A 6,585-nucleotide genomic window follows, 5' to 3' on the forward strand; every position below is an offset into this window, starting at 1 on the left:
CGCACTCACGGTGGTGGGGCTCCGGATCGTCGCGGGCGGACGGGTGGTCAGTACCCACTCGAAACTAGTTCCACCGGAGCCATTCGGCTCCCGTATGGTGGCTATCACTCCATTGCGATGTCGAATGAAGGAGGGGGCGCCGATGCTCGACCCCGTCCTGCTGCGAACCTTCCTGGCCGTCGCCGAGACCGGCAGCTTCACGCTCGCCGGGCAGCGCCTCGGGATCAGCCAGCCGACGGTCTCGCAGCACGTCCGCCGCCTCGAGACCGCGGTCGCCCGCACCCTGGTCGCCCGGGACACCCGTGGCGTCGCGCTCACCGACAACGGGGACGCGATGGCGGGCTTCGCGCGGACGATCCTCGCCGCGCACGCCACCGCCGACGCGTACTTCTCCGGTGCCGCCACCCGCGGACGCCTCCGCTTCGGCGCGGCGGACGACCTCGCGATCACGCAGCTGCCGCGGATCCTGCGGGACTTCCGACGCCTGCACCCGCAGGTGAACCTCGAGCTCACCGTGAACCAGTCCGCACCGCTCCTGCGCCGCGTGCACGCCGGACAGCTCGACCTGGTCTTCATCAAGCAGACCGCGGGGGAGTCCGCCGAGGGCACCCGCGTCGCGACGGACCAGATGGTGTGGATGGCGCAGGACGGCATCGCCCTCGAACCCGGCGAGCCGGTGCCGCTCATCGCCTACCAGGCGCCGAGCATCAGTCGACAGATGGCGATCGACGCGCTCGAGGCCGCCGGCCGCACCTGGCGGATCACCTGCAACACGCGGGACGTCAACGGCGTCCTCGCGGCGGTGCGGGCCGGCATCGGTGTCGCGGTCTTCCCGCACTCGCTCATCCCCGCGGACCTCGTGAAGGTGTCGCAGCGTCTGTCGCTGCCGGACCTGCCGGCCGTCGACTACGTCCTGATCGCCAACCCGACGGTGCAGCGCGAGCCGATCGACGCCCTGACGAACGCGATCACCTCGCGCGGGGTCGTCCGGGCGGTCTGACCCGGGACCCTACGGGACGAGCGTCGTCGTCGCGCCCGTGCCGGTCAGGTCCGGCAGCGTCACGCCGGTGAGCGGCAGGAGCGCGGTCGCGACCGCCCACAGGAGCACGAGGGTCCCGACGCCGCCGAGCACGGCACCGAGGAGCGCGAGCGGCCGCTGCCACGTCGCCGTCCCGTCCCGCAGGACGGTCGCCGAGAGCAGCAGCGCCACGACCCCGAGCGCGAGTCCGGTCGCGTGCACGGTCGTCGGTGCGGTGAACCACCAGGCCGCGAGCGCGAGCGTCGCGATCCCGGTCAGGGCACCGAGCGCCGCTCCCGGGGTGGCGCCGACGGCGGGCCGGCGGTCGGTCCGTGTGGTCGCCGCTCCGGCCTGGAGGCGCGGTGCCCGTCCGCCACGTCGCCTCGCGGTCGTCGCCTGGTCGGGTCGCGGCAGCTCCTGCGTCCGGTGGTCCGCGTCGGTGGCGGACCCGGTGGCCGGGGCCGAGACGTCGGCGGCGGGCAAGGCAGCTGCAGCTGGGCCCGGTGTCGGAGTCGGTGCGGCGGGCGTGATGATCGCGTCGAACGCCCGGGTCGCCGCGTCGGGCTGCGGCGGGGCGGCAGCGGGCAGCGGTGCCTGCTGTCGGGCGAAGCGCGCGGGGGTCCGGTACCCGATCGGCCCGGAGGGCTCCGGCTCCGTCCCCTCGACGACGACGTGCTCGAGCCCGGGGACCGAGAAGCGCGGCTGCCCGACCTCGGGGACGGCGGGCTGCACCGGCGCTGGCGGACCCGGGAGCGCGGCGGCGACGGCCGGCGCGGGGGTCGAGGTGGGGGCGACGGCGGTCGGGGACACCGGGACCGCGTCGGTGGTCGGGACCTGCACGGCGGGCGAGGTCGGTGCCGGCGGCAGGAGGTCCTGCTGCGGCGGGAAGTCGGGGACGACGACGTCCTCCGGGGACGGGAGGTGCGTGGCGGAGTCGTGCTCAGCGCTCGGGACCGCGGCGGGCGGGAGTTCCGCGGCGGCCGCCGTGGTGGCGACCCGCTCGGACAGGTGCGACGCAACGCCGGGGGTGGGGTGTGCCTCCAGGCCGGCATCCGCGACCACGGTCGTGACCGCAGCGTGCGGCGGCGCGGTGACCCAGGCAGGGACCGGTCGGCGCGGCCGGTCCCGGTCCGGCATGCGGTGCGACGCCACTGGTGCTCCCTCGTCCGTACTGATCCATCGTCAGTTCTATCCGTCCGCATGGACCTCGGCGCAGCCCCAGTTCCGGGGACGCGGGGCTGCGCCGGGCGGGGGTCACATGTCGCGGTAGCGCTTGGCCTCGGCGAGCTTGCCGCGCAGCTCGTCGGCCGTGTACCGCGTGACGTACCCGGGGGTGTCCCGCTGGATGCGCCAGCCCTCGGCGAGCGGCCCGGCGTCGACGACGTCGAAGCCGAACGAGTCGATGAGCTCCGACACGACGGCCTTGGCGTCCTCGTCGTCACCGGCGACGACCAGGGCGCGGCGGTCCGGGGTGCCGGCGGGCTGCGCCTCGTCGGTGAGGGCCGTCGCGGCGATGTGGTTGAAGGCCTTCACGACGCGGGCGCCGGGCAGGTGGTCCTGCAGGAGCTCGGCGGTCGTGGTGGTCTCGTCGTCGAGGGCCGCGATGTGGCCGTCGCGCTGCGGGTAGTAGTTGTTCGTGTCGATGACGACCTTGCCGACGAGGGGTTCGACGGGGATGGTCTCGATCGCGGCGAGCGGGGTGGTCACGACGACGATGTCCCCGGCGGCCGCCGCCTCGTCTCGGGTCGCCGCACGGGCACCGTCGCCGAGTTCCGCGACGAGGTCCTGCAGCGTCTCCGGTCCGCGCGAGTTCGCGATCACGACCTGGTGGCCGTGCTGCACCGCGAGACGTGCGAGCTGGGATCCGATGTTGCCTGCTCCGATGATGCCGATGGTGGTCATGCGACCTGCAACACCGCGTGCGGCGGCGCATTCCCGCACGGTGCACGGCCCGTCCCGGCCGGGTGCATGATGGCCGCATGGCCCACGAGTTCCGCGACGAAGCCGACCGCGACCGCTACGCGATGTACGTCGACGGCGAGCTCGTCAGCGTGCTCGACCGCCGCGCGACCGACGACGCCGTGTCGTTCCCGCACACCTACACGGTGCCGAAGCACCGCGGCCACGGGTACGCGGCGCAGCTCGTCGAGCACGCCGTCGCGGACGTCGAGGCCACCACCACGAAGCGCATCGTCCCGATGTGCTGGTTCGTCGCGAAGTGGTTCGACGAGCACCCCGAGAAGGCCGACCTGCTCAGCCGCGGCGCCGCGGACTGACCCCACCACGCGGAGGCGACGATGCCGACGATCACCCCCTTCCTCTGGTACGACGACCAGGCAGAGCCCGCGGCGCGGCACTACACGAGCCTGTTCGGGGACAGCCGCGTCGACAGCGTCGCGCGGATGCCCGACGGGTCCGCACTGGTCGTCGAGTTCACGCTCCTCGGACAGCCGTACCGCGCGATGAACGGCGGACCCGGCCACCCGCACACCGACGCGGTGTCGTTCCAGGTCGACGTCGACACGCAGGACGAACTCGACCGCGTCTGGGACGCGCTGCTCGCCGACGGCGGCGAGCCGGTCGCGTGCGGCTGGCTCCGGGACCGCTGGGGCCTGTCGTGGCAGGTGACCCCGTCCATGATGGGCGAGCTCATGACCGGCAGCGGCGACCCCGAGGCGAACGCCCGGGTCTTCGCGGCCATGCAGCAGATGGTCAAGCTCGACATCCCCGCACTCCGGGCCGCGGCGGCGGGTCACTGAGGGTTCCGCGCACGTACCCGCCGGTATGGTGGCGGGACCGATCGGCGCCGACGGACGGCGCACCCCCGCGAGAGGCTGGAGACCGAGATGAGCAGCCCGAGCTCCGACGTCCGGGACGGAGACCTCCGCGACGGAGCCGTCCGGAACAGCGACGTCCGGAACAGCGACATCGGCCGCGCCTACACGGAACTCTCCCGGATCACCCGACGCGCGAGCATCCGCGCCCGCGGTGACGACGAGGCACTGAGCGTCGTCGACCAGTCCCTCGTCGACTTCGTCGTGCAGCACCCCGGCTGCATGGCCATCGACATCGCCCGGTACCTGCGGCTCAACCGCTCGACGATCTCGCGGCAGCTGTCCGGGCTGCTCGCCGCCGGGCTCGTCCGCACGACCGACGGTGGTTCGGGAAACGCCAAGCCGCTCGAGGCCACCGACGCCGGACGTGCCGCACTCGACCGGTCGGTCCGGATGCACCGCAGCGCCCTCGAGGAACGCCTCGCCGAGTGGTCCGACGACGACGTCGCCCTGCTCGCCGGGCTGCTCGAGCGGCTCGGCGCCGCGGACGAGGCCGGCCTGCCGATGCCCGGTCGCACGGCCTCGTGACGACGTCGTTCGTCCTGCTGTCCGACACGCACCTGCCGAAGCGCGCGAAGGACCTGCCCGCCGGGCTCTGGGCGGACATCGACGCCGCGGACCTCGTGGTGCACGCGGGGGACTGGGTCGACCTGGCCACCGTCGACGCCGTGCAGGCACGCTCCCGGCGCTTCGCGGGCGTCCGCGGCAACAACGACGGTCCCGAGTTCGACGACCGGCTGCCCCTCGTCGCGCACCTGCTGGTCGAGGACCTGCGCTGGGCGGTCGTGCACGAGACCGGGGCCGCGACGGGGCGGGAACGCCGGGCGGACCGGGACCACCCGGACACCGACGTGCTCGTGTTCGGGCACTCGCACATCCCGTGGGACACCGTCGCCCCGTCGGGCATGCGGCTGCTCAACCCGGGATCGCCGACGGACCGCCGCCGCCAGCCCGACCACACGTGGGTGCGCGGCGAGGTGTCCGGGAGCGACCTGACCGTCGAGCTGGTCCGTCTGCCCCCGCGCTGACCCCCGGCATGCGGACCCGGGCCCGGGCCCGCCCCGGGGCACGCGCCGCCCCGTCAGTCCGTCGGCATCCGGAAGAACGCCAGCTCCCAGGCCGTCGACGCCCGGAACGCCGCCGTCATCCGCCCGCGTTCCTCGGCGCTCGCCGCGGCCGCGTGCCGCTCGACCCGGTCCGTCGCCGCCGCCGAGGCCGCCGCGAACCCCGGGTCGCCGTAGGCTCCGAGCCAGTCGCCGAACGGGTGTCCCTCTGGTGCCCGGCCGAGCCGCGTCCCGACCCAGGCGTAGACCCGGAAGCACGGCAGCACCGCCGCCGCCAGGACCGCCGCCGAGCCGGTGTCCGCCGCCCGCTGCAGGTGCGCGAGGTACCCGGCGCACACCGGGTGCACGGGGTCGTCCGCCCGGGAGCCCGCGAGCCGGCGGTGGTGCAGGTCCCGCGCCTCGTCCGCACACCCCTGCGCGGCACCCGCCCAGAACGCGGCCTCGTCCGACGACGGCGTCGCTGCCGAAGCCAGGGCCGACAGGTGCCCCTGGTACGCCCGCAGGTAGTGCACGTCCTGCGCCAGGTACCCCGCGAAGACCTCCGTCGACAGCGTCCCGTCCCGCAGCCCCACCAGGAACGGCGTCGCGAGGATCTCCTCGAGCACGACGGCGACGTCCGTCCACCACCGGTCCGTCCACCGCACCGGCGGCAGGAGCGCCCGGACGGCGGCACCGTGGTCGACCGGTCCGTTCCCGCTCCCCACGCGCAGGTCGTCCGCCCCGGCCAGTGCGGCACCGAGCCACGCCTTCGCCTCGCCGACCGCGAGCTCCCAGTCGCCCGTCCGCACCACGAGCGTCGCGATCGCGCTCGACAGCGAGCACCCCGTGCCGTGCGTGTTCGTCGTCGCGACCCGCGGCGCCGAGAACGTCCGCCGCGCGCCCGAGGGCTCCACGAGCTCGTCGTCCGCCGTGGCCCCGTCGTCGTGGCCGCCCTTCGCCAGGACCCGCACGCCCCAGGTCCGTGCGACGAGCAGGGCCGGATCGTCGCCGCCCACGGCACCCCCGCCGTCCGACGCGCCCGCTGCCAGCTCCGCCAGCACCGCGAGCTCCGCCCGGTTCGGCGTCACCAGGTCGGCGAGCCCGAGGAGCTCCCGGACCGCCTCGACCGCGTCCGCGTCGAGCAGTCGGTCGCCGCTCGTCGCCACCATCACCGGGTCGACCACGACGACCGGTGGCCGGTGCGCCCGGAGCCACGCCGTGACCTCGCGGACGACCGCGGCGGTGCCGAGCATGCCCGTCTTCACCGCGTCCACCGTCACGTCGTCGGACACCGCGTCGAGCTGCTCCCGCAGGAACGCCGGGTCCGGCACGTGCACCGACCGCACGCCGTGCGTGTTCTGTGCGACGAGCGCGGTCACGACCGCCATGCCGTACCCGTCGTGCGCCGCGATCGCCTTGAGGTCCGCCTGCACGCCGGCCCCGCCCGTCGGGTCCGTCCCCGCGATGCTCAGCACGCGGGGCACACCCCCGGTCACGCGTCCGCCCCGTGGTCCGGTGGGCCGGCCTGGAGGCACGCCCCACCCCCGCCGTCGTCCGTCCGGTCCGCCCCGTGGCCGGGTCCGGCGGCGTCCCACGTCGCGACGAGCGCGGCAGCGGACGCACCAGGGTCGGCCGCCGCGCAGATGCCCGACACCACCGCGACACCGGCGGCGCCGGCGGCGCGGAGCGG

Annotated in this window: 8 protein-coding genes and 1 pseudogene; 5 read left to right on the forward strand and 4 right to left on the reverse strand. The window is 74.9% G+C overall.

Annotated features, from left to right (window positions below):
* Positions 1-142: 142 nt before the first annotated feature.
* The gene (locus HUN59_RS10275; RefSeq protein WP_058743356.1) at positions 143-1,000 is read left to right on the forward strand and encodes a LysR substrate-binding domain-containing protein; all 858 of its coding nucleotides are present in this window, start codon (positions 143-145) and stop codon (positions 998-1,000) included.
* Between the two features lie 9 nt (positions 1,001-1,009).
* Here the strand turns inward: HUN59_RS10275 and HUN59_RS10280 are convergent, their stop codons facing one another.
* Together HUN59_RS10280 and HUN59_RS10285 are read right to left on the reverse strand one after the other, a co-directional pair.
* Positions 1,010-2,080, reverse strand: a complete 1,071-nt coding sequence (locus tag HUN59_RS10280; protein WP_174778293.1) for a hypothetical protein — start codon at positions 2,078-2,080, stop codon at positions 1,010-1,012.
* A 192-nt stretch (positions 2,081-2,272) separates the two neighbouring features.
* Positions 2,273-2,920 carry an NADPH-dependent F420 reductase gene (locus tag HUN59_RS10285; protein ID WP_174778294.1) on the reverse strand — a complete coding sequence of 216 codons (648 nt, stop codon included), beginning with the start codon at positions 2,918-2,920 and terminating at the stop codon, positions 2,273-2,275.
* A gap of 77 nt (positions 2,921-2,997) precedes the next feature.
* Here HUN59_RS10285 and HUN59_RS10290 point away from each other — a divergent pair, with 77 nt between their 5' ends.
* The 4 genes from HUN59_RS10290 (at position 2,998) to HUN59_RS10305 (ending at position 4,880) form a co-directional block, all read left to right on the forward strand.
* Positions 2,998-3,294 (forward strand): GNAT family N-acetyltransferase, encoded by a 297-nt coding sequence (locus tag HUN59_RS10290; RefSeq protein WP_058743238.1) that lies wholly within the window; start codon positions 2,998-3,000, stop codon positions 3,292-3,294.
* A gap of 21 nt (positions 3,295-3,315) precedes the next feature.
* Positions 3,316-3,777 carry a VOC family protein gene (locus HUN59_RS10295; protein ID WP_141861092.1) on the forward strand — a complete coding sequence of 154 codons (462 nt, stop codon included), beginning with the start codon at positions 3,316-3,318 and terminating at the stop codon, positions 3,775-3,777.
* 87 nt (positions 3,778-3,864) lie between these two features.
* Positions 3,865-4,380, forward strand: coding sequence for a MarR family winged helix-turn-helix transcriptional regulator (locus HUN59_RS10300; protein WP_141861094.1), 516 nt, complete (start codon positions 3,865-3,867; stop codon positions 4,378-4,380).
* Positions 4,377-4,880: a metallophosphoesterase family protein gene (locus tag HUN59_RS10305; protein WP_174778295.1), complete on the forward strand. Its 504-nt coding sequence runs from the start codon at positions 4,377-4,379 to the stop codon at positions 4,878-4,880. Before HUN59_RS10300 ends, HUN59_RS10305 begins: the two co-directional genes overlap by 4 nt.
* 53 nt (positions 4,881-4,933) lie before the next feature.
* Here HUN59_RS10305 and thiD read toward each other — a convergent pair whose 3' ends face one another.
* Both thiD and HUN59_RS19705 read right to left on the reverse strand, forming a co-directional pair.
* On the reverse strand, positions 4,934-6,391 hold the full coding sequence (gene thiD / locus HUN59_RS10310; RefSeq protein ID WP_254629853.1) for a bifunctional hydroxymethylpyrimidine kinase/phosphomethylpyrimidine kinase: 1,458 nt from the start codon (positions 6,389-6,391) through the stop codon (positions 4,934-4,936).
* A pseudogene (locus tag HUN59_RS19705) lies at positions 6,388-6,585 on the reverse strand (hypothetical protein); the annotation flags it as partial. The pseudogene HUN59_RS19705 and the gene thiD, both read right to left, overlap by 4 nt.

The sequence above is a fragment of the Curtobacterium sp. Csp2 genome (genome assembly GCF_013347165.1).

Excerpts from the sequence above, each read along its gene's own strand:
- HUN59_RS10275 (WP_058743356.1), top strand. The coding sequence starts at position 143 with ATGCTCGACCCCGTCCTGCTGCGAACCTTCCTGGCCGTCGCCGAGACC.
- HUN59_RS10285 (WP_174778294.1), bottom strand. The coding sequence starts at position 2,920 with ATGACCACCATCGGCATCATCGGAGCAGGCAACATCGGATCCCAGCTC.
- HUN59_RS10290 (WP_058743238.1), top strand. The coding sequence starts at position 2,998 with ATGGCCCACGAGTTCCGCGACGAAGCCGACCGCGACCGCTACGCGATG.
- HUN59_RS10295 (WP_141861092.1), top strand. The coding sequence starts at position 3,316 with ATGCCGACGATCACCCCCTTCCTCTGGTACGACGACCAGGCAGAGCCC.
- HUN59_RS10300 (WP_141861094.1), top strand. The coding sequence starts at position 3,865 with ATGAGCAGCCCGAGCTCCGACGTCCGGGACGGAGACCTCCGCGACGGA.